The organism is Microbacterium lacus (assembly GCF_044794305.1).
GTDB classification, from domain to species: domain Bacteria; phylum Actinomycetota; class Actinomycetes; order Actinomycetales; family Microbacteriaceae; genus Microbacterium; species Microbacterium lacus_B.
The window spans coordinates 216,463-240,935 of record NZ_CP084996.1 but is presented as its reverse complement, the minus strand read 5'-3'; the positions used below and the strand labels follow the sequence as shown (position 1 = coordinate 240,935).

22 protein-coding genes and 1 tRNA gene are annotated in these 24,473 nt (G+C 66.4%); 4 read left to right on the top strand and 19 right to left on the bottom strand.

Features of this window, described 5'->3' with window-relative positions; all coding sequences use genetic code 11:
* Positions 1 to 42 precede the first annotated feature (42 nt).
* The 8 genes from LG299_RS01190 to LG299_RS01155 are packed head-to-tail and all read right to left on the bottom strand — an operon-like array spanning position 43 to position 8,351.
* Positions 43 to 2,544, bottom strand: coding sequence for a DEAD/DEAH box helicase (locus LG299_RS01190; protein ID WP_404432733.1), 2,502 nt, complete (start codon positions 2,542 to 2,544; stop codon positions 43 to 45).
* On the bottom strand, positions 2,541 to 3,362 hold the full coding sequence (gene tatC / locus LG299_RS01185) for a twin-arginine translocase subunit TatC (protein WP_404432731.1): 822 nt from the start codon (positions 3,360 to 3,362) through the stop codon (positions 2,541 to 2,543). The genes LG299_RS01190 and tatC overlap by 4 nt, the downstream gene beginning before the upstream one ends.
* Positions 3,363 to 3,368: 6 nt before the next feature.
* Positions 3,369 to 3,626: a twin-arginine translocase TatA/TatE family subunit gene (gene tatA, locus LG299_RS01180; protein WP_404432729.1), complete on the bottom strand. Its 258-nt coding sequence runs from the start codon at positions 3,624 to 3,626 to the stop codon at positions 3,369 to 3,371.
* Positions 3,627 to 3,668: 42 nt separating this feature from the next.
* The gene (locus LG299_RS01175; protein WP_404432727.1) at positions 3,669 to 4,634 is read right to left on the bottom strand and encodes a helix-turn-helix transcriptional regulator; all 966 of its coding nucleotides are present in this window, start codon (positions 4,632 to 4,634) and stop codon (positions 3,669 to 3,671) included.
* On the bottom strand, positions 4,631 to 5,626 hold the full coding sequence (locus LG299_RS01170) for a helix-turn-helix transcriptional regulator (protein ID WP_404432725.1): 996 nt from the start codon (positions 5,624 to 5,626) through the stop codon (positions 4,631 to 4,633). Before LG299_RS01170 ends, LG299_RS01175 begins: the two co-directional genes overlap by 4 nt.
* Before the next feature lie 56 nt (positions 5,627 to 5,682).
* Entirely contained in the window at positions 5,683 to 6,642 is a 960-nt protein-coding gene (locus tag LG299_RS01165) for an FKBP-type peptidyl-prolyl cis-trans isomerase (protein ID WP_404432723.1), read from the bottom strand.
* A gap of 9 nt (positions 6,643 to 6,651) precedes the next feature.
* Positions 6,652 to 7,668, bottom strand: a complete 1,017-nt coding sequence (locus tag LG299_RS01160; protein ID WP_404432721.1) for a tRNA (adenine-N1)-methyltransferase — start codon at positions 7,666 to 7,668, stop codon at positions 6,652 to 6,654.
* Positions 7,665 to 8,351 (bottom strand): HAD family hydrolase, encoded by a 687-nt coding sequence (locus tag LG299_RS01155; protein ID WP_404432719.1) that lies wholly within the window; start codon positions 8,349 to 8,351, stop codon positions 7,665 to 7,667. The genes LG299_RS01160 and LG299_RS01155 overlap by 4 nt, the downstream gene beginning before the upstream one ends.
* A gap of 145 nt (positions 8,352 to 8,496) precedes the next feature.
* On the opposite strand from LG299_RS01155, the gene LG299_RS01150 reads away from it, so the two are divergent.
* Positions 8,497 to 9,363 carry a PAC2 family protein gene (locus LG299_RS01150; protein ID WP_404432717.1) on the top strand — a complete coding sequence of 289 codons (867 nt, stop codon included), beginning with the start codon at positions 8,497 to 8,499 and terminating at the stop codon, positions 9,361 to 9,363.
* Positions 9,364 to 9,382: 19 nt separating this feature from the next.
* On the opposite strand, the gene LG299_RS01145 is transcribed toward LG299_RS01150, so the two are convergent.
* The 5 genes from LG299_RS01145 to LG299_RS01125 all read right to left on the bottom strand — a co-directional run bounded on the left by LG299_RS01145 (position 9,383) and on the right by LG299_RS01125 (position 14,858).
* Complete coding sequence (locus tag LG299_RS01145; protein ID WP_404432715.1) at positions 9,383 to 10,207, bottom strand: undecaprenyl-diphosphate phosphatase; 825 nt, start codon at positions 10,205 to 10,207, stop codon at positions 9,383 to 9,385.
* A 9-nt stretch (positions 10,208 to 10,216) separates the two neighbouring features.
* The gene (locus LG299_RS01140; RefSeq protein WP_404432713.1) at positions 10,217 to 11,518 is read right to left on the bottom strand and encodes a M20/M25/M40 family metallo-hydrolase; all 1,302 of its coding nucleotides are present in this window, start codon (positions 11,516 to 11,518) and stop codon (positions 10,217 to 10,219) included.
* A 131-nt stretch (positions 11,519 to 11,649) separates the two neighbouring features.
* Positions 11,650 to 11,733 (bottom strand) — tRNA-Leu (locus LG299_RS01135).
* A 67-nt stretch (positions 11,734 to 11,800) separates the two neighbouring features.
* The gene (locus tag LG299_RS01130; RefSeq protein WP_404432711.1) at positions 11,801 to 12,889 is read right to left on the bottom strand and encodes a VIT1/CCC1 family protein; all 1,089 of its coding nucleotides are present in this window, start codon (positions 12,887 to 12,889) and stop codon (positions 11,801 to 11,803) included.
* Between the two features lie 118 nt (positions 12,890 to 13,007).
* Positions 13,008 to 14,858, bottom strand: coding sequence for a DEAD/DEAH box helicase (locus LG299_RS01125; protein ID WP_404434761.1), 1,851 nt, complete (start codon positions 14,856 to 14,858; stop codon positions 13,008 to 13,010).
* 152 nt (positions 14,859 to 15,010) lie between these two features.
* On the opposite strand from LG299_RS01125, the gene LG299_RS01120 reads away from it, so the two are divergent.
* Positions 15,011 to 15,871, top strand: coding sequence for an SGNH/GDSL hydrolase family protein (locus tag LG299_RS01120; protein ID WP_404432709.1), 861 nt, complete (start codon positions 15,011 to 15,013; stop codon positions 15,869 to 15,871).
* Positions 15,872 to 15,875: 4 nt separating this feature from the next.
* On the opposite strand, the gene LG299_RS01115 is transcribed toward LG299_RS01120, so the two are convergent.
* A complete protein-coding gene (locus LG299_RS01115; protein ID WP_404432707.1) occupies positions 15,876 to 16,688 on the bottom strand; it encodes a TrmH family RNA methyltransferase in 813 nt (270 codons plus the stop codon).
* A gap of 66 nt (positions 16,689 to 16,754) precedes the next feature.
* Between LG299_RS01115 and LG299_RS01110 the strand changes: the two genes are divergently transcribed.
* Positions 16,755 to 17,597, top strand: coding sequence for a Sir2 family NAD-dependent protein deacetylase (locus LG299_RS01110; protein ID WP_404432705.1), 843 nt, complete (start codon positions 16,755 to 16,757; stop codon positions 17,595 to 17,597).
* Positions 17,598 to 17,625: 28 nt separating this feature from the next.
* Positions 17,626 to 18,240, top strand: coding sequence for a histidine phosphatase family protein (locus LG299_RS01105; protein ID WP_404432703.1), 615 nt, complete (start codon positions 17,626 to 17,628; stop codon positions 18,238 to 18,240).
* 12 nt (positions 18,241 to 18,252) lie between these two features.
* Here the strand turns inward: LG299_RS01105 and LG299_RS01100 are convergent, their stop codons facing one another.
* The 5 genes from LG299_RS01100 to LG299_RS01080 are packed head-to-tail and all read right to left on the bottom strand — an operon-like array spanning position 18,253 to position 24,371.
* The gene (locus tag LG299_RS01100) at positions 18,253 to 19,065 is read right to left on the bottom strand and encodes an HpcH/HpaI aldolase/citrate lyase family protein (protein ID WP_404432701.1); all 813 of its coding nucleotides are present in this window, start codon (positions 19,063 to 19,065) and stop codon (positions 18,253 to 18,255) included.
* Entirely contained in the window at positions 19,062 to 19,562 is a 501-nt protein-coding gene (locus LG299_RS01095) for a MaoC family dehydratase (protein WP_404432699.1), read from the bottom strand. The genes LG299_RS01100 and LG299_RS01095 overlap by 4 nt, the downstream gene beginning before the upstream one ends.
* A 27-nt stretch (positions 19,563 to 19,589) precedes the next feature.
* Positions 19,590 to 20,741, bottom strand: coding sequence for an acyl-CoA dehydrogenase family protein (locus tag LG299_RS01090; protein WP_404432697.1), 1,152 nt, complete (start codon positions 20,739 to 20,741; stop codon positions 19,590 to 19,592).
* 16 nt (positions 20,742 to 20,757) lie between these two features.
* A complete protein-coding gene (locus tag LG299_RS01085) occupies positions 20,758 to 22,761 on the bottom strand; it encodes an acetyl/propionyl/methylcrotonyl-CoA carboxylase subunit alpha (protein WP_404432695.1) in 2,004 nt (667 codons plus the stop codon).
* A gap of 5 nt (positions 22,762 to 22,766) precedes the next feature.
* Complete coding sequence (locus LG299_RS01080) at positions 22,767 to 24,371, bottom strand: carboxyl transferase domain-containing protein (RefSeq protein WP_404432693.1); 1,605 nt, start codon at positions 24,369 to 24,371, stop codon at positions 22,767 to 22,769.
* Positions 24,372 to 24,473: the final 102 nt, after the last annotated feature.

Here is a 24,473-nt window from a genome sequence, read left to right as displayed (position 1 = left end):
CAGGCACGCACCGAGCCTAGTTCGCCGGGGCTGGGTGTCTGCTCAGACGGACGAATACGAAACGATCCCCCGGCGCACCGAATCCAGTGCGGCCCGAGCCGTGCGTGCGAGTGCCGACTCGGCGACGAGCGAGAGTTGATCGAGCAGGTCGATCGTCTGCTTCGACCACCGGACGAAATCTCCCGCGGCCATGTCTGCTTCGACCAGGACGCGATCGAGAGCCGCACCCCGGGCCCAGGAGTACATCGCCTGCGAAAGTCCGGCAGCGACCGGCTCAGAGCCTGGCAGGCGGTGATCCTTCTCGAGATCGTCCAACTTCTGCCAAAGGTCTTGCGTGTCACTCAGCGCTTGCCGGAAGGCACCCCGTGGCAGGCCCCGCTCCCCCGGCGCTGCCTCATCGCGGCGAGGCTCGTAAACCAGAGCGCATGCCAGAGCAGCGAGGGACGGAGCATCCAACCCGTTCCACAGCCCCTGACGGAGCGACTCGGCCACCAACAAGTCACGCTCACCATAGATGCGACGCATTGTTCGACCGGCTTCGGTGAGGCTCGTCGCTCCCTCGTCATCGACGGCGACGTAGTCGAGTTCGGTGAGCACGTCGACGACGCGGTCGAAGATGCGCGCTACGGTACCGGTGCGCGTATCGATCTGCTGGCGGATCTTGTCGACCGTGCGGCGCAGACGCCAGTAGCGCTCGGCCCAGCGTGCGTGGTTTTCGCGGTCGGGGCACTGGTGGCACGCGTGCCGCTGCATGCGCCGACGGAGGCCACCAATCTCTTTCTGTCGCTTCTCCCGGGTTCCCCGTGAGGCGCCCGCGTCTTTGCGATTGAGCTTCTCGAGGTCGCTGAGGTCCCGCCGAATGGTGGAGTAATCGGTGAAGTCCCCCCGATCACAGGTCATCGCCTTTTCGTAGCCGGCGAGCGACTCCTCCTGCTCGCGTACCTGCCGGGCGAGGCCTACGACCGCGCGGTCGGCCTGAAACTGGGCGAACGACGATTCGAGGATCTTGCGCGCCTGCGGCCGCCCGAACTGATCGATCAGATTCACGGCCATGTTGTAGGTCGGGCGGAAGCTCGAGTTGAGCGGATACGTACGCCGGGATGCGAGAGCGGCGACCGCCTGGGGATCGAGACCCTCGGTCCACTGGACGACGGCATGTCCTTCAACGTCGATTCCACGGCGGCCCGCACGCCCGGTGATCTGGGTGTACTCGCCGGAGGTGATCGCGACCCGCGCCTCGCCGTTGAACTTCTCGAGCTTCTCCAACACCACCGTGCGTGCGGGCATGTTGATGCCGAGCGCCAGCGTCTCGGTCGCGAACACGACCTTCACGAGCTTGCGTCGGAAGAGCTCTTCGACCACCTCCTTGAATGCAGGGAGCAGCCCTGCATGGTGGGCGGCGATGCCCCGCTCGAGGTTGTCCTTCCACTCGTAGAAGCCCAGGACGGCCAGGTCTTCATCCAACAGCGTGCGCGTACGTTCGTCCACGAGAGCACGGATCTCGGCGCGCTCTTCGGGCGTGGTGAGCTTCACGCCCGAGCGGCGCACCTGCTCAACGGCCGCATCGCAACCCACCCGACTGAAAATGAAGAATATCGCTGGCAGGAGCGTCGACCGAGCGAGAAGCTGAACGACATCGGGGCGGTCCATCCGCTCGATTCGCTGAGCGTTGGCTGAGCGCATCGGACGCTTTCCGCCCTTGAGCGGTCGATGGCGCTGAGCTTCGTAGCCGCTCTTCTGGCCCGAACTGCGCATCGATTGCACGCGCCTGTTGTTGTCAAAGTTGGCGCCCTTGACGCTGCGCATGCGCATGAGCTCTTGGTTGACCTGCGCGGTGGCGATGCCTGCGCGGTCGTCGAAGAGCGGCAGGAGATCGCCGCGCACGAGGACATGCTGCTCGAGCGGGACGGGGCGGGTCTCGGAGACGATCACCTCGGTGTCGCCGCGCACCGTGTCGAGCCAGTCGCCGAACTCCTCGGCATTGGACACTGTCGCCGACAGTGAGATCAGCTTCACGGCGGACGGCAGGTGGATGATGACCTCCTCCCACACCGCACCGCGGAAGCGGTCGGCCAGGTAATGCACCTCGTCCATCACGACGTATCGCAGCCCTCGCAGGGCCGGCGAATCCGCGTAGAGCATGTTGCGCAGCACTTCGGTCGTCATCACCACGATGCGCGCGTTGCCGTTGATGTTCGTATCGCCGGTCAGCAGCCCCACGTCATCGGCGCCGTAGGTCTCGACGAGCTCGCGGAACTTCTGATTCGACAGCGCCTTCATGGGCGTCGTGTAGAACGCCTTGAGACCGGGCTCCCGCATGGCGAGATGGATCGCGAACTCCCCGACGATGGTCTTTCCCGCACCGGTCGGCGCGGCGACCAACACGCTGCGACCGGCCTCGAGACCGTGGCATCCGGCGATCTGAAACGGATCGAGATCGAATTTCTGGGATGCTGCGAACTCAGCGGTGATCGGATAGTCCCGGTCGTTCTGCACAGCGGCGCGGGCGCGCGCGTACCGCTCGGCTGGACCGGGATCGCTCACGCGGCGATCTCTGGCGGCAGGATGGCGGCGTCGCGCTTGGCGCGTCGCTTGTCGAAGATCAGCGAGAGACCCGCAGCCGCGAAGAAGAGCACCGTGAGGATGCCCGAGAGCATGAGCATGCTCACCACGTCAGCCGCCGGTGTCGCCAGCGCAGAGAAGATCACGGCAATGAGGATCGCCACGCGCCAGCCCTTGAGGATCGCCCGACCGCTCATCACGCCGGCGACGTTGAGCGCGACCAGGAAGACCGGGAGCACGAACGAGATCCCCACGACGATGAGGAGTTTGAACACGAAGTCGTAGTAATAGCTGGCTTCGAAGAACGATGCGCCGCCGTCGGGGACGAAGCCCGCCATCAGTTCGACGATATGCGGCATCACCACCAGCCCGAGCCAACAACCCGCGAAGAACAGCGGGACCGCGGCAGCGACGAAAGCGATCGTGTACTTGATCTCTTTGCGGGTGAGTCCGGGCATGATGAATGCCCAGACCTGCCACAGCCAGATAGGCGCCGACAGCAGAATGCCGATAGCGAACGACATGCGCAGGCGCAGATCGAAAGCACCTGTCACCGTGCTGAACATCAATTCGACCTTGGCCTCATCGCCGTCACGCTCGGCGATAACCCGGAGCGGTTCGGTGATGAGCGCGATGACCCAATCGGTGATGAAGAACGCGATCACCATGCCGACGACGAGCGCCAGCGCAGCGTACATAAGGCGCTTGCGGAACTCGACGAGGTGCTCGCCAAGCGACATCCGCTTTTCGCGCCGCGGCGCGTCGAAGTCGTCGACGCGCGGCGCCTGGGCCGTTGCCATCGCGGCTCAGGAAGTCTTGGTGTCTGAAGTTCCGCCCGCGTCGGCGCGGACCTCAGTGGCAACGGGCGCCTCGACAGAAGCGACGGTGGGATTTACTCCATCGGCGGGCTTGTCTTCTTCTTTCATGGCCTTCATCTCACCCTTGAAGACGCGCGCGGACTGACCCATGCTCTTGGCAAGTGCAGGAAGCTTCGCGGCGCCGAAGAGCAGCAGAATGACCGCGAGGATGATCAGGAAGTGCCAACCAGTTAAACCCTGAAGCATGTCGATGTCCTTTCGGCGGGTGCACTCAGTGTACCCCGTGGATCAGCGGTACTGCGCGAGCCCGGCTTCTGCCCATTCGGCCGCAGCACGGCGTGCGGACTCGGGTTCGATGATCTCGCCCACCCCGCCCAGTCGGGTAGCCAATCGGCGCAGACTGAACTCGTCGGCCACGCGAATCGTCGCGATTGTGACTCCGTCGGTCGTCTCGCGAATGGCGCGATCGAGGTAGTCCTGAAGGAGCGAGGAGGCTTCTTCACTGAACTGCAGGCGAACCGTGACGTCGCCGGCTGTTCCCGGGGCGAACCACGCGGGCACCGGGTCTTCGCCGTGCGCGATACGGATGTCGGTCAACTCGAGATCCGACACCCGGTCGAGGTGGAAGGTGCGCATCGACTCGCGCAGATGACACCAGCCCTGCAGGTACCACTGACCGCTCGCCATGTGCACCTTCACCGGATCAACGGTGCGTGTGGTGGCCCCCGCATTGGGCGCCTTATAGGTGAACGAAACGGCCACGTGTTGCCGCAACGCCCGCGCAACCTTCGAACGCACCTCATCTACCGGCGCTGGTACGACGATCACGTCCGCTGGTGTGCTGGACGCTCCCCTTGCGAGCTTTGCGAGCAGACCGGTGAAAATGCCGCTGTCGCCGACCCCCGGGATTGCCCGAGCCACCTGCAGTCCCGCGAGCAGGGCTGCGGCCTCGCGAGCGGTGAGCTTGGGAGCCCGTTCGAGCCCGACGCTGTTCGTGATCACGACGATGTCGCGTTCGTCGAGCAGGTCCCAATCGATGTCGAACAGATCGTTCGCCATCTGCCAGTACCCACCGTCACCCGGAAGCCCGATGACGGTGAGCTTCTCGACCATCGCGCGCATGTGCGCGTCAGAGACCCCGAACTCGTCAGCGGCCTCGGTGATCGAAACCTCGCCCTTGCCGATGAGATAGGGAACCAGCTGCAGCATGATCTGAGCACGGTCAGTGGCGACCAGCGGCTTGCGCGTGGTCATCGGGCACCTCCGTGCACATGGAGTGCCGCCTCGAGACGCGCGATGACCTGATCGCGCAGTTCGGGCGGTTCGACGACGCGCACCTCGGGTCCGTACGAGGCCAGCTCATCGGCGAGGATGTGAATGTCGACGAACGGCAGGCGGATGCCCTGTTCTGCAGGGGTTGCGCGCCTGCTGAGCCGCAGAGCCGCTTCGGTGCCCGGGTTGACCTCGAGAAGTGCCGCGTTGCGCGCGGCGACGTCTTCGAGACCGCTGAGCGCCTTCTCTCCTGCGTCCGCGCGGAGGGATGCGGGGAAAGTCTCACGCGTGATCTCGACCGCCCCGACGATGCGCGCGAGCAGAAAGGTTCGCTCGGCCCCCGCATCGAGATCGTTGCCGAAAACATGCCAGCGCGCTTCATACTCAATGAGCGCGAGTGGCTGCACCCGACGCGCACGCGGGGCGTCCTCACCCGGCTTGAGGTAGGAGAAGTGGACCACCTTGGTCTGCTCGATCGCCTGCTGCAGAGCGGGAAAGGCCGGATCGCGCAGGCTGATACGCGGCGAGTAGCCGATGATCGGCTCGTCCACCGGAATCCCGAGCGCGAGGATCTTGCGCAGACCGCTCCGCGCGTCAGAGGAGAGTGAACTCTCGCTCCACACTCCGCCGGCCAGGTTCAGCAGAGCGAGCTCCGCCGGAGTGAACATGATGTCTTCGGGAAGGACGTACTCCGACGTGGGGACGCGGTAGCGAGCTTCGCGAAGATCGTCCGGGTCAGCACGCTCGCCGAGCGTTTCGATCGGCACGCCGAGCCCACGAAGGGCCTCTTTGTCGCGCTCGAACATCTTCTCGAGGGCATCCTTGGACGCTCCCGCTTCGCTTTGCTCGCGGTAGCCCGACACCGACGTGAGGATCGCGTCCTTCGTGATTCCCTGCTCGGTGGCCATGAGGGCAACCACGAGATTCACCAGCCGCTCTTCGGGAGGGCTCTTGGCGAGGTCTTTGGCGGGCACCCATTCATCCTAGGCGGCGTGCCGCACGAGGGAACGAACGAGCGAGTGTGGCGGGATTACTGCTCGACGGCCGGGTCGAGTCCGAGAATGTCGATGACGAAGACGAGGGTCGAGTTCGCGGGAATCGTACCCTGCGCCAGGTCGCCGTAGCCGTCCTCGGGCGGGATCACGACCATCACCTGCGACCCGACTGTCTGGCCCTCGAGTGCTTCGGCGAACCCGGGCACGACTCCGTCAAGCGTGAGCGACGCCGGGGCTGCCTCCCAGCTCGAGTCGAAGACCGTGCGCTCTGCCCACGTCACACCGGTGTAGTGCACACGGACGGGCACCTCGCCTGTGACCTCTGGACCGTCGCCGCGCTTGAGTACCTGAACCGTGGTCTCGGTGGGAACACTTGCATCGGGAATGATGATGCCCGGCTGCCCGGACGGCGCGAGCACAACCGTGGGTAGTCCGTTGCCGGAGGTGAAGACGGGGGCACCGTTCGCGCGTGCGAGGTACACCTGACGAAGATCCACCACAGCGACGGCGGATTCGTCTTCGCGGAGGCCCATTCCCGCCGCCGTTTCCGGCTCGATATCGCCCGGGGCGAGCGCCACGACCACCCGCGAACCCTCGGTCGCGCACTCGAGCGCGTCAGTGATCGCCGGAATCGCTTGGCCGAGCTGCGAGAGCTGGAATGCCGGCTCGAGGCTTCCGGCATAGACCGTCTCACCGGTGTTGCCACCGACGACCTCGAGGTCCAGCACGACGAGTTGCTCATCAGTGGTGAGGGCGTTGCCCTCGCCGACGACGACGTCGCTGATGGCCGTGCCCTCGGTGTGGAACGGCGTGTAGACCGCGGGCTCGGCCGCAGCATCCAGATCATCCGATACCGAGACGAGATCCGTCACCGACGATGCCGAACTGAGCGGCCGCGGGCAGGCATCTGACCCCGGAAGCGAACAGCCGGCGAGGCCTACAGTGATGAGGCCGAGGACGGCGATCGCCGCGGGAAGCACTGGGATCTTCTGCACCGCAACAGTTTAGGCGTCCGGGGCGGTTTCGCCGGACGCGGCGGCGATTCGTGCACCGCCTGCGGCCTTCTGCGCCTCGCGCACACGCTTTCGCAGGTTCTTGTCGGTGATCTGACGGTCGCCCACGGCACCGGGCGTCCACAGTTCGACGTCTTCATCGCCATAGCTCGACTTCGACGCGCGACGCTTCTGCTCGGGGGGCACCGCTCCCGGCGCGAGCCGCCGCGCCCACAGCAGAAAGCCGGTGTGCGCGATCATGCGGTGGTCGGGGCGTACTGCGAGACCCTCAACGTGCCAACCGCGCACCATGGTCTCGTTCGCGTCGGGTTCGGTGAACAGCCCGGTGGCACGAATGTATTCCGCGACACGGCTGAGCTGGGTGGCGGTGGCGACGTAGCAGAGCACTACGCCCCCCGGGGTGAGCGCATCGGCGACGACGTCGATGCACTCCCACGGCGCGAGCATGTCAAGAACGACACGATCGACGGATGCTGGCGCCACCGTCGCCGGCAACGCTTCGACGAGATCGCCGATGACGACGTCCCAGTTCTCGGGAACACCCCCGAGGAACGTCTCGACGTTGGCCTGGGCGACCTCGGCGAACTCCGCACGGCGCTCGAACGAGACCAGCCGACCCGTGGAGCCCAGAGCGCGCAGGAGCCAGAGCGAGAGCGCGCCCGAACCGACGCCGGCCTCGACGACGACCGCGCCCGGGAAGACATCGGCCTCCGCAATGATCTGAGCGGCATCCTTCGGATAGATGATCGCTGCACCGCGCGGCATCGACATGACGAAGTCGCGCAGCAACGGCCGAAGTGCAAGGTACTCGTGCCCCCCGCTCCCCGTAACGACCGAACCGTCGGGAGCCCCGATGAGCGCGGTGTGCCTGAGCACTCCGTGGTGCGTGTGCAGCTCGCCGTCCTCGCGTAGCGTGATGGTCTGCAACTTGCCCTTCGGCCCGGTCAACTGCACGCGGTCACCGACTCGAAACGGGCCGCTCGGGCGTTCGATCAGTCGGTCAGTCATTCGCGGGCCCCTTCGGCGGCACGGTGAGCGGCGTGGAAAGCTGTCACGTCCGAAACAGTCTTGCCTTCGAGCGACCCCCACACCGTGTGGGCGCCGGCACCCACGAGCGACACCATCAACGGCACACCGATCGTGGCGGCACCGGAGGCCACCGCCGAGCGCAGGCCGTTCGGGGAGTCCTCGATCGCGACGACCTCGGCGGGCGTGACGCTCAGCGCGTCGCATGCCTGCAGGTAGGGGTCGGGGTACGGCTTGGGGCGAGTAGCGTCGTCGCCTGCGATGACGATGTCGAACGCCTCGAAATCCATGAGTTCCACGACGGTCTCCGCCATCCGTCGCATCGACATCGTGACCAGCGCGGTCTTTATTCCTTCGGCGCGCAGGTTCGCGAGCAGCTCGCGCGCACCGGGGCGGAAGGGTACTCCCGTGGTCTTCAGCTGAACCATGACGTCATCGGTGAGGTGGTCGATGATGTCGTGGACGCCCATCCGCACTCCTGCGGCTTGAAAGATACGGGCCGAGTCTTCGAGGCCCATGCCCACCAGCGCCAGCCCTTGCTCGTGGGACCAGGTACCGCCGTGCGCATCGACGAGTCGGGTTTCTGCGGCCATCCAGTAGGGCTCGGTGTCGACGAGCGTCCCATCCATGTCCCACAGCACAGCAGCTAACGTCGGCTCATTCACTGCACTATATTACCGAGCGTTGCCGAGCGCGGTTGCCCGGCGCGTCCCCGCGCGCACTGGGCACACGCCGGGCACACGACCCCGCCGGGGACGGTCGCGGCATATCCTGGGAGGCACACCCGAAAGGGTGCGCGGAGGAGGTTACGTGGACGGTTTGGGTCGCAGAGTGCTCGTTGCAGCATTCGACGGATGGAACGACGCGGGTGAGGCGGCTTCGGCCGCGGTCGCTCACCTGCGCGAAACCGGCGCCTACGACTCCGTGTTCTCGGTCGACCCCGAACTCTACTTCGATTATCAGTACACCCGCCCGCTGGTCTCGACCGACGCGGAGGGGCGCCGGCAGTTGCGGTGGCCGGAAGCCACCATCCTTCGTCCGACCAAGACGACACGGGGCGGCACCCAGCTGTGGCTTCTCACTGGAGTCGAACCCGCCCGGGCATGGCAGGCCTTCGCAAGCGAGTTCCTCGATGTGGCGCTGCGCGAAGACATCACGGGTTTCGTCTCGCTCGGCTCGATGATGTCGGACGTTCCCCACACGCGCCCGATCTCGATTTTCGCAGGCAGCGACAGCGAACACGTGCGCACGGCGCTCAGTCTCGAGCGCAGCACCTACGAGGGCCCGGTGGGCATTCTCAGCGTCCTCGGACACGCAGCCGATGCCGCAGGCATCCCCTCAGCAAGCCTGTGGGCGAGCGTTCCGCACTACGTCGCGGGTCACACACCGTCACCCAAGGCCACGCTGGCACTGATCGATCGACTCGAAGACATCACCGGCGCAACCATTCCGCGCCGGGACCTCGCGGCCGCAGCGACGACGTGGGAAGCATCCATCGACGCCGCCGCGGCGGACGATGAAGAGATGACGGAGTACATCCATCAGCTCGAGCGCACCCGCGACACGTGGGATTCTCCCGAGGCCTCCGGAGACGCGATCGCGCAGGAGTTCGAGCGCTACCTTCGCCACGGCGGCGACGGACCGACCAAGCCCGGGCGCGACGAACCACGACGCTGACCACGCTACTGAGCGTGACTCAGGGCTGAAGGACCCCCGTGGCCAGCAAGATCAGGATCGTGACACCCAGCACGATTCGGTAGATCACGAACGGCAAGAAGCTGCGCTTGGAGATGTAGCTCATGAAGAACGCGATCACTCCGAGCGCCACCAGGAACGCCACACCGGTCGCCACGGCAGTCTCACCGAGGGTGAAAACGCTCGGCTCGTTCCAGCTCTTGGCAAGCTGGTAGAAGCCCGAGCCGAAGACGGCCGGAATCGCCAGGAGGAAGGCGTATCGTGCGGCAGCCGCGCGCTCGTAGCCCATGAAGAGTCCGGCCGTGATGGTTCCACCTGAACGCGAAACACCGGGGATCAGCGCGAGGGATTGCGCGAAGCCGTAGATCACACCGTCACCCACGGTGAGGTCGTTCAGCTTGCGCTTTTTCGCGCCGACGTGGTCGGCGATACCCAGCAGCACCCCGAAGAAGATCAACATGCCGGCGATGATCCAGAGCGAGCGGAACGTCGTTTCGATCTGGTCTTGGAAGAGGAGTCCGAGAACCACGATCGGGATGCTGCCGATGATGATCAGCCAGCCCATCCGTGCGTCCGGGTCGTTGCGCGGAATCTTGCCGACAAGCGAACGGAACCAATTGCCGATGATCTTCACGATGTCGCGCCAGAAGAACAGTACGACGGCCGCCTCCGTGCCGATCTGCGTGATCGCTGTGAAGGCCGCGCCCGGATCTTCCGCGCCGGGCAGGAACTCGCCGAGGATGCGCAGGTGCGCGCTCGATGAGATCGGCAGAAACTCGGTCAGGCCCTGGACCAGGCCCAAGATGATCGCCTCAAGGAGGTGCATGGGCGCCTTTCAGTAGGTGCGAAGCAGGTCGGCGAGAACGCATTGGCCGAAAACGAGCGCCTCGAGGGGAACACGCTCATCGACGCCGTGGAACATTCCGGTGAAGTCGAGATCGGCGGGCAGTCGCAGCGGCGCGAAGCCGTAGCCGGTGATTCCGAGCGCCGCGAGCGCCTTGTTGTCGGTGCCGCCGCCGAGCAGGTAGGGGATCACGGGGACGCCCGGGTCGTGCCTGTTCAGCGCGCCAACCATGGCGTCGACGAGGTCTCCCTCGAACGGGACCTCGAGACCGATGTCCTGGTGGACGATCTGCACCTCGACACCGTCGCCCACGATGCGCTGGATGTCGGCAAGGGCGGCTTCTTCGGTGCCCGGCAGCACTCTCACGTCGATCAATGCTTCGGCGCGATCGGGAATCACGTTGTGCTTGTAACCCGCGGTGAGCCCCGTCGGGTTGGTCGTAGTCCGCAGCGACGAACGGAGGAATCCGGATGCTGCGCCCGCCGCTTGCGCGAGCGCGTCGGGGTCGTCCGTCGAACCGCCGGTGAGGGCCGCGAGACCCTCGACCATCGCGTGCGTCGTCGCGGTCATGGCGACCGGCCACTCGGTGCGCCCCAGGGCGGCGACCGCCTCAGCGAGTGCAGTTACCGCGTTGTCGCGGTGAAAGGCGGAACCGTGGGCGGCGCGGCCTCGGGCCGCGAGGCGAATCCAGATCAGGGCCTTCTCCCCCACCTGCAGGAGGTACGCACGACGGTCTCCCACCGCAACGGAGTAGCCGCCGACCTCGCTGATCGCCTCGGTGGCGCCCGCGAACCATTCGGGCTTGTCGGTGACTACAAGCGCCGATCCTTCGACCCCGCCGTTCTCTTCGTCGGCGAAGAACACCAGAATGAGGTCGCGCTCAGGCTGCTCCCCTGCGCGAAGAATCTCGGCGACAGCGGTCAAGATCATGGCGTTCATGTCCTTCATGTCGACCGCACCTCGACCCCACAGCATCCCCCCTCGAATCTCTCCGGCGAACGGGTCGACGCTCCAATCGGCCGCGATGGCGGGCACGACGTCGAGGTGGCCGTGCAGCACGAGCGCGGGCTTGTCACTGTTGCGGCCAGGTACGCGAGCCATCACGTTCGTGCGGTTCGCGATCGGCTCGTAGTACTCCGGTGTGAGGCCCAGTTCGGCGAGATACGCCCCGACGTATTCGGCCGCGTCACGCTCACCGTGTGCACGTCCGCCACCGTAGTTGGTCGTATCGAACCGAATCAGATCTCGCGCAACGCGCACGACCTCGGGCAGGTCGGTTTCGGTCGAAGGCATGCCGACAAACTTACCTCGGCCGTGTAACGCCAATGCGACGAGCGGGTTGCCCCTGATGGGTTGACACCCTCGTCTACGGGACGGCCGTGAAACGACTCAGGGCCTTCTCTCGAAGGCCCTGAGTCGTTCTGTGCGCGAAGGGGGACTTGAACCCCCACGCCCTTACGGGCACTAGCACCTCAAGCTAGCGCGTCTACCTATTCCGCCACCCGCGCAGGATGATTGTGGTTTTGCAACCGAGGAACGACATTACCATGTCTACGCCCGGCCAGAGAATCGCACTCACCCCATCGAGACTCCGAACGCGAGACCGAGAAGATACGTCACCGCCGCGGCGCCGAACCCGATCGCGAGCTGGCGCAGACCTCGACGAAGGGGCGGACCACCCGACAGCACGCCAACGCTGGCCCCGGTCGCCAGCAGTGCGATACCCACCAACACCAGCGCGATCACGACCGCAGCGGTGCCCGAGAAGCCGAAAATCCACGGCAGAACCGGGATGATGGCTCCGGACGCGAAGAACAAGAAGCTCGAAAGCGCGGCTCTCCACGCGCTGCCGACCGCCTCGTGTTCGTCGGCGATTTCGATCTCTCGCTGATAGGGCTGTGCGCGGTCGGCTTCGTGCGCCGCGGCCAGGACGATCCGCGCCTTCGCGAGTGCCTCAGGCAGAGGCATCCCCCGCGTTCGATACACCAGGGCAAGTTCGTTCGCGTCGAGGTCGAGATCGGGCAGGACATCGTCGGCGAAATTGTTGGGTTCGGTCGCCGCCAGCAGTTCGCGCTGCGAGCGCACCGAGACGAACTCGCCCGCACCCATCGAGAGCGCACCGGCGAGAAGACCGGCGATGCCGCTGAACAGCACGAACTGGGGCGCGACCCCGGCAGCACCGATGCCCATGACCAACGCGAGGTTGGAGACGAGCCCGTCGTTGGCGCCGAACACAGCGGCGCGGAACGTGCCGCTGAGGCGGCGGCGACCGCGCGCAGCGAGACCGCGCACGACCTCGCCGTGGATCTTTTCATCGGCAGCCATCGCGGGGGTGGCCGACGGATCCCGCCCGTAGGGCGAACGTGCTTCGGCGTTCTGAGCGAGCGCCAACACGAAAATCGAGCCAAAGGTGCGGGCCATCCACCCCAGCACGCGGGTTCTGACATCGGCAGGGGGCAATCGAGCGGGTTCTCCGCCGAGCAGGCTCAGCCAGTGCGCCTCATGGCGACCTTCGGCCTCGGCGAGCGCGAGCAGAATTTCACGCTCCTCCCCCGCGCGTCGGGTGGCGAGGTGCCGGTAGACCTGGGCCTCTGCACGCTCGTTGACGAGATACTGCGCCCAGCGGCGCCGGTCACGGGCGGTGGGTGTTTCGGGCGCGCTCAAGCAAGCCTCCGGGCGGCGACGGGTGAGGGGATGCTTCCACGCTAGTGATCGGGCGCGCGCGTCACCCATCAGATGGCGGGATTGCCAGCATTTCGGTGTTCCGAACGGTCAGGATGCGTCAGGACCTGACGCGCGAGCGCAGCACGTCGATGCGCGCCTGAAGCTGCGCGACGGTCGCGTGCGAGACAGCCGGACCGCCGCAGATACGTCGAAGCTCGGCGTGCACGGATCCGTGCGGTTCGTTGCTCTGACGTGCATAGAGACCGACCAGGCTGTTGAGCAGTTGTCGCTGCTCTTTCAAGGTGCGGTGCAGCGCCGCAGGGGGGGCGTCGACGGTCGGCGCGCCGGACGCCGACTCTTGCGCCTCACGCGCGCGTCGATGCCGTCCCTGGCGCGACTGACGCTGCATGAGGAGCTCATGCACGTGCTCGGGCTCCAGGAGGCCCGGGAGCCCGAGGAACTCCTCCTCTTCGGGGGTGCCGGGCACGGCGAGCTGTCCGAACTCCCGACCATCGAAAAGAACGCGGTCGAAGTGCGCGAGCGACCCGAGGGCTTGGTAGTCGAACTCATAGGTGAGTTCTTCCGATGCCGAATCCCCCGCCTCGGCCTGCGCGAGGAGGGCATCATCGAGTCCGTCCTCGTCGCCCGAGTCGCGATCGAGCGCGTGATCGCGTTGCCGCTCGAGTTCGTGGGCGAGTGCGAGCAGCGACGGCACGTTCGGGAGGAAGATGCTCGCGGTTTCGCCGCGACGCCTCGCCCGGACGAAACGGCCGATCGCCTGGGCGAAGAACAGCGGTGTCGAGGCGCTCGTGGCGTAGACACCGACCGCGAGCCGGGGCACGTCCACACCCTCCGACACCATGCGCACGGCGACCATCCATCGCGTGGTAGACGAAGAGAACGCGTCGATGCGGGCGGATGCCTCGGCTTCATCCGACAGCACGACCGTGGGCTCCTCGCCCGTGATCTGCGCGAGGATCGCGGCGTAGGCGCGGGCGGCAGTCTGATCGGTCGCGATCACCAGACCCCCCGCATCCGGAACCTGCTCGCGGACTTCGCTCAGTCGGCGATCAGCTGAACGCAGGACGGCGGGAATCCAGTCGCCCTCGGGGTCAAGCGCCGTGCGCCAAGCTTGCGCCGTGATGTCCTTCGTGTTGTCTTGGCCGAGTTGGGCTTCCATCTCTTCACCCGCTCGCGTGCGCCACCGCATCTGCCCCGCGTAAACCAGGAACAGCACCGGTCGAACGACACCGTCTTCGAGCGCACGACGGTAGCCGTAGCTGTAGTCGGTCCGCGAAATGCGGATGCCCTTCTCGTCGGGGTGGTACTCGACGAACGGGATGGGTGCGGTATCGCTGCGAAACGGTGTGCCGCTGAGCAGAAGGCGCCGTGTCGCGCGGGCATACGCCTCGCGCAGCGCGTCGCCCCAACTCAGAGCGTCACCGCCGTGGTGCACCTCATCGAGGATCACGAGGGTCCGGTGATCCATGATCAGTTTCTGGTGAACGGATGCCTTCACCGCGACCTGCGCATAGGTCACCGCAACACCGTGAAAGTGGCGCGCGGGCGCGGAATGACGATTGCTGAAGGCTGGATCGAGCCGGATGGACACCTTGGCGGCAGCATCCGCCCACTGCGTTTTGAGATGCTCCGTCGGTGCCACGACGACGATGCGGTCGATCACCTTGCGGCGAAGGAGTTCGCTCGCGAGACGCAACGCGAACGTGGTCTTGCCGGCGCCCGGGGTCGCGGCGGCGAGAAAGTCGCGCGGACCGGCGCCGGGGCCATCCGGACCGTCGAGCGCGAAGTACTGTTCGAGCGCTTCTACTTGCCATGCACGCAGTGCCTGCGCTGTTCCCCACGGCGCGCGCTGGGGGTAGGTCGGCGAGAGATGCTCGGCCGCGAACCCGCCGAGATGGGACTCGGAATGGCCATGCTCAGAGGCCGCGCCGTGTGAGGAATCGAACACGAGCGAGTCGTCCACCGGGCCCCCTTCCACGGTCTGCGCGGCCCCGCTTTCCGAAGACGCACGAGTCACCACCCTAAACGCTGCCGGCGACACGGCCGTGGTGGCATCCCGCACGGGGCTACCCTCGAAAGTGGTCACGAACAAGGAGAGAGATGTCTCATCGCGACGATCACCACACCGTCTTCCCCGCTAACCCCGCGCAGCACCCCTGGCGACGCTACGTCGCGATCGGGGATTCTTTCACCGAGGGCATCGGCGATCCGATCGCAGAGACCCCGGATGCGCACCGCGGATGGGCAGACCGTCTCGCCGAAGTCCTCGGCTCGAAGGTCGACGACTTCGCGTACGCCAACCTCGCGATCCGCGGAAAACTCATCTCGCAGATCGTCGGCACCCAGATCGAGCCAGCCCTCGCTCTCAAGCCCGACCTCATCACGTTCTCGGCCGGCGGCAACGATGTCATTCGCCCGGGCAGCGACCCCGACGCGGTGTCGGAGGTCTTCGAAGATGCCGTCGTGCGGCTCACCGACAGCGGAGCGACCGTCGTACTCTTCACAGCGATCGACACGAACTTCACCCCCGTCTTCCGCGGAATCCGCGGCAAGGTCGCGATCTACAACGAGAACATCCGCGGCATCGCAGAAAAATACGACTGCATCGTGGCCGACCAGTGGGCGCTCAAGCAGATCCAAGACATGCGGTTCTTCGACGACGACCGACTGCACCTCAACTCGCTCGGTCATCACGAGGTCGCCCGGATGGTGTTGCGGACACTCAACGTGCCGAACGACCTGCAGCCCATGCAGCCCGACCCGTTCCCCACGCGCACATGGCGCGAAGCGCGAGCGGTCGACCTGGTGTGGGCGCGTGAATATCTCGTACCGTGGGTGCTGCGCCGCGTGCGTCACCAGTCCTCCGGCGACCACATCACTGCCAAGCGTCCCGATGCGCTGCCGATCGTGACCCTTGCCCCCGGGCCGGAAGCCGCGGCGACACGCGGCGAAGAGGTCTGACGCTTCAGCCGCCGCGTGGACGAAGCTCCCACAGCGCGACGGCGCTCGCCGCGGCGACGTTGAGCGAATCCACACCGCCGGCCATGGGAATCGTGACGAGCGTGTCTGCGGCCTCGAGCGCCCAGCGGCTGAGGCCGTCGCCTTCGGCACCGAGCATCAACGCGACGCGCTCGTGCCCGACAGCGGCGAACTCGTCCAGCGCCACGGCATCGTCAGCGAGTGACAGCGCCGCAAGATGAAAACCAACGTCGTGCAGGATGTCGCGTGCCCGGCGCCACTCGGGAAGTCTGGTCCACGGCACCTGAAAGACCGTCCCCATGCTCACCCGCACGCTCCGGCGATACAGGGGGTCGGCGCAGCGCGGAGTCACCAGCACCGCATCCGCACCGAGCCCCGCAGCCGCGCGGAAGATCGCCCCGACATTGGTGTGGTCCATGATGTCTTCGAGAACGACGATGAGCCGGGCGTCCGCGATCACCTCACGCACGTCGGCGGGCACGGGTCGGTGCATCGCCGCCAACGCACCGCGATGGACCGCGTAGCCGGTGAGCGCTTCGGCGATCTCGGGCGTGACGACGAAGATGTCGACATCGTCGTTGTCTACCAGGAGCGCTTCGACGTCGTCGAGCCACTTCTCTTGCACGAGCACCGAGCGCGGATCGTGACCGGCCGCGAGCGCCCGGCCGATGACCTTCGCAGATTCGGCGATGTACAAGCCGCGCTCAGGCTCAAGCAGACGACGAAGCGCGACGTCGGTCAGATCGCGGTAGTCCGAAAGTCGGGGGTCATCGGGCGACTCGATCGACACGCGGGGCACTCCCCCACTATCGCACGCGTAACATGCCCGAAAACCTGTCGCCCTACACTCGAGCAAGGGGGTGTGATGACGACCGTGGCTGACCAGGCGACATCTGCGCAGGTCGCCGCGGCGATCGCCGCCCTGTCGGGTCGCCGCCTCGCGATCCTCACCGGTGCCGGAGTATCGACCGACTCGGGCATCCCCGACTATCGCGGCAAGGGCGCCCCCACGCGCACTCCGATGACGGTCGATCAGTATCTGGCGAGCGACGAGGCGCGGCGTCGCTACTGGGTAGGCAGTCATCTCGGTTGGCAGGCATTCGCCGCCGCCGCGCCGAACCCCGGGCACCTCGCCCTCGCGACGCTCGAGAACCGCGGGCTGGTCAGCGGAGTGATCACGCAGAACGTCGACGGATTGCACGTGCGCGCCGGCAGCAGGCGCGTGGTCGAACTTCACGGCACAATGCGGCGGATTTTCTGCACGCACTGCGGGCAGGTCTTCGACCGCCGGGATCTCGCCCTGCGCGTTGAAACCGACAATCCCTGGATCACCGTCCCCGAGAACGTTGCTCTCGGGCCTGACGGAGATGTCCTGCCCGCGAGCACCGAAGGCTTCATCGTTCCCGACTGCAGTGTCTGCGGAGGAATGCTCAAGCCCGACGTGGTCTTCTTCGGCGAGTTCATCCCCGCCGAGAAGTTCCGCGAGGCCGAGCAGCTCGTGCAGGGCAGCGACGCCTTGATCATCGCCGGCTCTTCACTGGTGGTGAACAGCGGCATCCGGCTTCTCGAACGCGCGCGCCGGCGGCGGTTGCCGATCGTCATCATCAACCGCGGGGCGACCCGTGCCGACCACCGGGCGACCGTGAAGATCGACGCGGGGGCCAGCGAAGTACTGCAGAGTCTGGCCGATTCTCTGCCCGACCGGTGAGCTCACAGCCGCCGGTTAGGCTCGGACAATGACCACCCTCCTGCTCGTGCGGCACGGCGAGACCGACTGGAACGCGGCACGCCGTATCCAAGGGTCGACCGACATTCCGCTCAACGACACCGGCAGGCAGCAGGCCAGGGATGCCGCGACCGCCCTCCGCGGTGTGCTGAACGAACTCGGCGGTGTCGTCCCGGCGGTGGTCTCCAGCGATCTCTCTCGCGCCTGCGAGACCGCGCAGATCATCGCCGACGAACTCGGAGTACCCCACTCCGGCATCTACCCCGCCCTCCGCGAACGTGCGTACGGGCAGGCCGAGGGCCTGGAGGTAGAGGAGTTCTTTGCGCGCTGGGGCCCGTGGCACACCGCCGAGGTCCCGGGTGCTGAGATCCGCGCCGATCTGCGTGATCGGGCACTCCGCGCTCTCCGCAACGTCACTCGCGACGTCCGACGACGGACTGCTCCGGTCTCCACCCCCATCATCGTCGTCAGCCACGGTGCGCTCATTCGCGAGGTCCTCGGCCGCGCGACCGCCGAAGAGCTTCTCACTCCCGGCGTGCGGATCGCCAACGGCGCCCATTTCGTCCTGCGTTGGGAACGCGACCACGTCACCCTGCGCGGCCACGCACCGGGCGCTCTCGTCTGAACGGGCGACTCGCTAGTGCCCCGCTCTGCGCAGCAACGAACGGGCGTGGCGGAGCACCGGCTCGTCGACCATGCGTCCCTCGTAGGTGAACACTCCGCGCTCGGTCTCGGCGAGGTCGAGCACCGCGCGGGCCCACTCCACGGCTGACTCCTCGGGACGATAGGCCTGGCGAATGATCTCCACCTGGCTCGGGTGGATACACGCCGTGGCGGTGAATCCGGATGCCGCGGCATCCGTCGCCTCAATACTCAATCGCTTCGTCTCGGCGATATCCAAGTGCACGGCATCGATCGCCGCCTTGGCTCCGGAACCTGCGGCCAGAAGCACCCGCGCCCGGGCGAGGCGGGCGATGTCACGGTAGCGGCCGTTGGGCTTGCGACTGGAGGTACCGCCGATGCTGGCGACGAGGTCTTCGGCCCCCCACATGAGCGCTGCGACATTGTCGAGTTCGGCGATGCGCTCTGCCTGCGCGACGCCCTTGGCCGTCTCGCACAGCGCGATCACGTCGAACCGGCCGTCGATCTTCTTGAGCTGTTTGGGCGACTCTGCCTTTGCGACCATGATGCGCCGGTAGTCGGTCTGCGACAGCGTGGCGAGGTCGGAGGTGAACGCCTCTGTTCCGGGTGGGTTCACGCGCACGATGACGCGCGACGGGTCAAGCTCCGACTCGATCAGATACCCGCGTGCGGGCGCCTTCGCAGGCCCCGACACGGCGTCTTCGAGGTCGAGGATCACTCCGTCGGCACGCTCGAGCGCCTTTGCGTAGCGCTCTGGGCGATCGGCGGGACAGAACAGCAGCGCGGGCCCGAGAGTGAACGTGGTCACTGTGTTCCTTCCAGAGATTGTTCTCCTTCGCCGACAGGACGACACCACATGAGGGCGACACGGGTCGCGGTAGCGACGATCTCGTCACGTTGGTTGCGACCCGTGTGGCGCATCGTCACGATCCCCTGCCCCGGTCGCGAACTCGACAAGCGTGCATCGAGGATCTCGGTCTCGGTATAGAGCGTGTCACCGTGAAAGAACGGAGCCGGGAAGGCGATGTCGCTCAGCCCGAGTTGGGCGACGAGCGTCCCCTGGGTGATCTGAGTGACGGATGCTCCCACCATCGTCGCCAGCGTCCACATCGAGTTCATCAGCCGCTGCCCGAAGGGCTGCGTCTCGGAGAACGCGGCATCGAGGTGCAGCGCCTGAGTATTCATCGTCAGGGACGAGAACAGGACGTTGTCCGCCTCGGTCGCGGTACGTCCGGGGCGATGGAGGTAGCGCGCTCCGACCTCGCACTCTTCGAAGTACAGGCCACGTTGGACGATGTCGGTCACGGCTTTACGCTACCCGTCGCGGCGCGCTCAGACGAGGCCGAGCGCGCGCGAGATGACCAGCAACTGCACCTCGGTCGTACCCTCGCCGATCTCGAGGATCTTCGAGTCGCGGTAGTGACGGGCGACCGGGTACTCGTTCATGAACCCATTGCCGCCGAAGATCTGGGTGGCATCGCGGGCGTTGTCCATGGCCGCGTCACTCGCGGTGAGCTTGGCGATCGCTGCCTCGACCTTGAAGGGCTTTCCGGCGTCGCGCAGGCGCGCCGCGTGATGCCAGGCGAGGCGGGCGTTGTGCACCCGAAGCTGCATTCGCGCAATCGTGAACTGGATGCTCTGGCGGGTCGACAGCGCTTCACCGAAGACAGTGCGCTTCTTGGCGTAGTCGATCGCTGCTTCGAGGCATCCCTCCGCGGCACCCGTCGACAGCGCCGCGATCGCGATGCGTCCCTCGTCGAGGATGTGCAGGAAGTTCGCGAAACCACGCCCACGCTCACCGAGGAGGTTCGCCGCGGGCACCCGCGCGTCGATGAAGGTGAGCGGATGCGTGTCGCTGGCGTGCCAGCCCACCTTGTCGTACGGCGCCTCGACGGTGAAACCGGGGGTGCCGCTGGGCACGATGATCGTCGAGATCTCTTTGCGGCCGTCCTTCTCGCCCGTGACCGCCGTCACCGTGACGAAGCGCGTGATCGAGGTGCCCGAGTTGGTGATGAACTGCTTCGAGCCGTTGATGACCCACTCGTCACCGTCCAGGCGGGCGGTCGTGCGCGTAGCGCCGGCATCCGAGCCCGCTTCGGGTTCGGTCAGACCGAACCCTGCGAGCGCCGTACCCGCTAGCAGGGCGGGCAGCAGTTCTTGCTTCTGCTCTTCGGTACCGAAGCGGAAGACCGGCATCGCACCGAGGCTGACCCCCGCCTCGAGCGTGATCGCGAGGGACTGGTCGACGCGGCCGAGCGCTTCGATCGCCAAGCACAGCGCGAAATAGTCGCCACCCTGCCCGCCATACTCTTCGGGAAACGGCAGTCCGAACAGACCGAGGGCGCCCATCTGGGCGACGACATCCATCGGGAGGGTCTTCGTGCGGTCTGCCTCGTACGAGACGGGCGCGACAACCTCCTCGGCGAAGGCGCGCACCATCCCGGCGAGCTCGCGCTCGTCGTCGGTGAGATTGCGGTGGTCCATGGTGCTCCTCGGTGTGTCAGGAAGCGGATGCCTCGGGACCGGGTTCGGCCGAGACGTGGGCAAGGATCTGGTCGCGGCGCACCTGGTCGCCGACGGCAACGTCGAGCCGGAGTACGCCGTCGTGGGGGGCGAGCACCGGGTGCTCCATCTTCATCGCCTCGATCGTGACGATGCGGTCTCCAGCGGCGACGGTGGCGCCGTCGGCATGGTGGAGCGCGACGACGGCACCGGGCATGGGCGCGCGGAGTTCGGGCGACGTGGCGGCGGATGCTGCGTCCCGTTGTGCGAGCCGGTGGTCCATGGCCGCGCGGCGGGACAGGGGCTTGAGCCGGTGGGTTGCGCCGTCGGTGTGGATCCAGAGCCAGCCCTCGGCGTCCGATGCGATGGCAGGGCCGGCCTGTGCGTCCCTTGATGTGTCAGTGGATGCCGCGTGCGCGCGCCCCCAGCGGCCACGAATGCCACTCGTGCCACTCGAGGGCACCGCTACGGCATGCGTCGCGCCGTCCTCGTCGAGCACGGTCACCATTCGTTCGACCGGGTCTGCGCCGATTCGCCAGCCGTTGAGCGAGCGCCACGCTCCGCTGGCCTGACGAAAACTCCCGGTGCCGAAGTAGTCCACGCCGCTCGCCGCGATGGTCAACGCGGTCGCGGACGGCGCCGGGTTTTCATAGGGCGGCAACCGGTCGATGAGTCCCGTGTCGAGGTCGCCCGCCCGCACCGCATCGTCGGCGATGAGCGTCCGCAGAAAGCCGATGTTCGTATCGATCCCGAGCACGACCGTGTCGGCGAGCGCCGCGTCGAGCAGGGCGAGCGTCTCGGCACGATCGGCGCCGTGCGCGACGACCTTGGCAATCATCGGATCGTAGTCGGCAGACACTGTCGAGCCCGACTCGACCGCGGCATCCGTTCTCACTCCCTCAGCGGCGCGCCACGCGAGCACCGTGCCCGCAGCAGGCAAGAAGCCGCGAGCGGGACTCTCGGCGTAGACGCGGGCCTCGATCGCGTGACCGTCGAGGCGCACGTCGTCCTGCGCGATGCCCAACGGCAACCCCGCGGCGATGCGTAGCTGCTGCTCGACGAGGTCGATCCCGGTGACGAGCTCGGTCACCGGATGCTCCACCTGCAGACGCGTGTTCATTTCGATGAAGAAGAACTCGTCCGGTCGGTCCCCCGCGACCAAGAACTCGACGGTGCCCGCTCCGCGATAGTCGACGGACGCTGCGGCCGCACACGCGGCGGCACCCAAGCGCGCACGGATCGAAGCATCCACCACTGGCGACGGAGCCTCTTCGATGACTTTCTGATGCCGGCGCTGGAGCGTGCACTCGCGCTCGCTGAGGTGGATGACGTGTCCGTGTGAATCGGCGAGCACCTGCACCTCGATGTGCCGTGGGCGTTCGATGAGCCGTTCGAGCAGGAGGGTGTCGTCGCCGAAGGACGCAGCAGCGATCCGGCGGGCCGTGGCGAGCGCGTCGACGAGATCGTCGTGCGACCGCACGACCTGCATGCCCTTGCCGCCACCTCCGGCGGAAGGCTTCACCAAGAGCGGATAGCCCGTGCGCGCCGCGGCATCGGCGATGGAAGCATCCGTCATTCCCGCCGCGCTGAAGCCCGGGACTGTCGGCACACTGTGGGCCTCGACGTGCGCCTTCGAGCGGATCTTGTCGCCCATGACGTCGAGCGCTCGCTCACCCGGTCCGATGAAGACGATTCCCGCCACCGCGCACGTACGGGCGAAGGCGACGTTCTCGGAGAGGAATCCGTAGCCGGGATGCACTGCTTGCGCGCCTGACTCCACAGCGGCCGCGACGACGGCGTCGATGTTGAGGTACGAGGCGGATGCTGCGGCCGGGCCGATCCGGACGGCCACATCGGCTTCGCGGACGTGCGGCGCGTCGACGTCAGCATCGCTGTAGACGGCAACCGAGCGGATGCCGAGATCCTGCAATGTGCGGATCACCCGTCGGGCGATTTCGCCACGGTTGGCGACGAGAACGGTGTCGAAGAGTTTGTCACTCATGGCGATCACATCCGGAAGACGCCGAAGCGCGGTTCGGGTAGGGGCGTGCGCGACACGACATCGAGCGCGAGGCCGAGCAGATCTCGAGTGTTCATCGGGTCGATGACGCCGTCGTCCCACAGACGCGCGGTGGCGTAGTAGGGGCTCCCCTGTTCTTCGTACTGGGCGCGGATCGGTGCTTCGAACTCGGACTGCGCCTCAAGAGACCACTCCTCGCGACGGGCCTCGAGCTGGTCACGCTTGACGGTCGAGAGCACGGACGCGGCCTGCGGACCGCCCATCACCGAGATGCGGCTCGCGGGCCAGGTCCACAAGAAGCGCGGCGAGTACGCCCGTCCGCACATCGCATAGTTGCCGGCACCGAACGAGCCGCCGATCACGACGGTGAGCTTCGGCACCCTGGTCGTCGCCACCGCGGTGACCATCTTCGCGCCGTCCTTCGCGATCCCGCCGGCCTCAGCGTCGCGACCGACCATGAAGCCCGAGATGTTCTGCAGAAACAGCAACGGCGTACCCCGCTGGTCGCAGAGTTCGATGAAGTGCGCACCCTTCTGCGCAGACTCGCTGAAGAGCACCCCGTTGTTGGCGACGATTCCGATCGGGTGGCCGTGCAGGCGCGCAAAGCCGGTGACCAGGGTGTCGCCGTACTCGCGCTTGAACTCGTGGAACTCACTGCCATCGACGAGGCGCGCGATGACCTCGCGCACGTCGTACGGTTGGTTGACGTCGACCGGCACCACACCGTACAAGTCGGATGCATCGACCTCCGGTTCCCGCGAGGGCAGCACGTCCCACGCGGGCGGGGCTGGCTGCGGCAAGGTCGCCACGATGTCGCGGACGATCTCGAGCGCGTGTTCGTCGTTCTCCGCAAGGTGATCGACCACTCCCGACCGTGTCGCGTGAAGTTCACCGCCACCGAGTTCTTCGGCAGTGACGACCTCACCGATCGCGGCCTTCACCAGCGGCGGACCACCGAGGAAGATCGTGCCCTGGTTTCGCACGATGACCGTCTCGTCGCTCATGGCGGGCACGTACGCACCACCCGCCGTGCACGACCCCAGCACGGCGGCGATCTGCGGAATGCGGGCCGCCGACAGCCGTGCCTGGTTGAAGAAGATCCGGCCGAAGTGGTCGCGATCAGGAAAGACCTCGTCCTGCATCGGAAGGAACGCCCCTCCGGAATCGACGAGGTAGATGCAGGGCAAACGGTTCTCGAACGCGATCTCCTGCGCACGCAGATGCTTCTTGACCGTCAGCGGATAGTACGTGCCGCCCTTGACGGTCGCGTCGTTGCAGACGACCATGACGTGCCGACCGTGCACCAGCCCGATGCCCGCGATGACGCCGGCAGCCGGTGTCTCGGCGTCGTACACGCCGTCGGCTGCGAGGGGCGACACCTCAATGAAGGGACTCCCCTCATCGAGCAGTCGCGTGACCCGGTCGCGGGGCAGGAGTTTGCCACGGGCGACGTGACGCTCGCGAGATGCGAGAGGGCCGCCGAGGGATGCGTGCGCCAGTCGCTGGCGAAGGCTTGTGGCGAGCTCGGCCTGCGCCTTTTCGGTGCGCGTGAACTGCCCGTCGTGCGCGAGTGCGGTCGCGAGCGTACCCATGTCATCTCCGTCGACGTCACGATCACGTCACAGCCGTTGTCGCGGCAGGGCGTGATTGGTTAGTGTTCACTAACTGAGTGTCTAGGTTAGCGAGGATTAACT

Bases quoted from the DNA above. Each gene is read 5' to 3' on its own strand.
- tatC (WP_404432731.1), bottom strand. From the start codon at position 3,362: ATGGCAACGGCCCAGGCGCCGCGCGTCGACGACTTCGACGCGCCGCGG.
- tatA (WP_404432729.1), bottom strand. From the start codon at position 3,626: ATGCTTCAGGGTTTAACTGGTTGGCACTTCCTGATCATCCTCGCGGTC.
- LG299_RS01175 (WP_404432727.1), bottom strand. From the start codon at position 4,634: ATGACCACGCGCAAGCCGCTGGTCGCCACTGACCGTGCTCAGATCATG.
- LG299_RS01160 (WP_404432721.1), bottom strand. From the start codon at position 7,668: ATGACTGACCGACTGATCGAACGCCCGAGCGGCCCGTTTCGAGTCGGT.
- LG299_RS01145 (WP_404432715.1), bottom strand. From the start codon at position 10,207: ATGCACCTCCTTGAGGCGATCATCTTGGGCCTGGTCCAGGGCCTGACC.
- LG299_RS01140 (WP_404432713.1), bottom strand. From the start codon at position 11,518: ATGCCTTCGACCGAAACCGACCTGCCCGAGGTCGTGCGCGTTGCGCGA.
- LG299_RS01120 (WP_404432709.1), top strand. From the start codon at position 15,011: ATGTCTCATCGCGACGATCACCACACCGTCTTCCCCGCTAACCCCGCG.
- LG299_RS01110 (WP_404432705.1), top strand. From the start codon at position 16,755: ATGACGACCGTGGCTGACCAGGCGACATCTGCGCAGGTCGCCGCGGCG.
- LG299_RS01105 (WP_404432703.1), top strand. From the start codon at position 17,626: ATGACCACCCTCCTGCTCGTGCGGCACGGCGAGACCGACTGGAACGCG.
- LG299_RS01090 (WP_404432697.1), bottom strand. From the start codon at position 20,741: ATGGACCACCGCAATCTCACCGACGACGAGCGCGAGCTCGCCGGGATG.
- LG299_RS01085 (WP_404432695.1), bottom strand. From the start codon at position 22,761: ATGAGTGACAAACTCTTCGACACCGTTCTCGTCGCCAACCGTGGCGAA.
- LG299_RS01080 (WP_404432693.1), bottom strand. From the start codon at position 24,371: ATGGGTACGCTCGCGACCGCACTCGCGCACGACGGGCAGTTCACGCGC.